The organism is Burkholderia sp. Ac-20345 (assembly GCF_017104825.1).
Classification (GTDB): Bacteria; Pseudomonadota; Gammaproteobacteria; order Burkholderiales; family Burkholderiaceae; genus Burkholderia; species Burkholderia lata_B.
The window spans coordinates 1-823 of the sequence record NZ_JAAGPO010000530.1; the positions used below are offsets into that span (position 1 = coordinate 1).

Below are 823 nucleotides of genomic sequence, written 5' to 3' on the forward strand. Positions count from 1 at the left end.
TGTCGACCTGCGCGTGGAACCGGGCATCTCGGCGTCGCTCGCGACGGCCGCGCAGGCCGGCGCGCCGCTTGGCCACGATTTCTGCGCGATCTCGCTGTCCGACAACCTGAAGCCGTGGGACGTGATCGAGATGCGCTTGCGGCATGCGGCGCAGGCCGATCTCGTGATGGCGTTCTACAACCCGATTTCGCGTGCGCGGCCGTGGCAGCTCGATCGTGCGCTCGATGTCGTGCGTGCGCACCGCACGGCCGAGACGGTGGTCGTGCTCGGCCGCGACATCGGCCGGCCGGGCGCAACGCTCGCGACGACGACGCTCGGCGCGCTGCGCAGCGACCAGGTCGACATGCGCACGATGGTGATCGTCGGGTCGTCGACGACGCGGCGCTTTACGATCGGCAACGCCCGCGAGTGGGTCTATACGCCGCGCTGGTATCGCTGAACCCGGTTATCGCACCGACGTGACGCCGCGCGCGTCGGCATGCGCGGTGCCGGCTGCGCCGCCGGCGTGCCAGAACCGGTACACGAGCACGCCGACGATGGCCTGTGCCGCGACCACGAACGCGACGCAGCCGGCCCATCCCCACCGATGCCAGCCCGGCACCGGCAGGATCGAGCCGAGGCTGCCGCCGAAGTAATAGCAGGACAGGTAGATGCCGATCGCCGTCGAGCGCGCGCTCGACGCCGCCTGCGAGATGAACGTGTTGGCCGACGCCTGTTCGACGAACACGGCGGTCGAGCTGAGCGCGAGGCCGGCCAGGATCACCGGCACGCTGTCGGACAGCGTCAGCAGCGCCCCGCCGATCGCGAGCGCGGCCGCGGCAAG

1 protein-coding gene and 1 pseudogene are annotated in these 823 nt (G+C 71.0%); one reads left to right on the plus strand and one right to left on the minus strand.

The genetic code is table 11. From position 1 onward, the window contains the following. On the plus strand, positions 1–439 hold a 439-nt coding region (locus G3O06_RS48465; RefSeq protein WP_205820487.1), incomplete at its 5' end, for a precorrin-3B C(17)-methyltransferase. A 6-nt stretch (positions 440–445) separates the two neighbouring features. Here the strand turns inward: G3O06_RS48465 and G3O06_RS48470 are convergent. After that, positions 446–823: pseudogene (locus tag G3O06_RS48470) on the minus strand (MFS transporter); the annotation flags it as partial.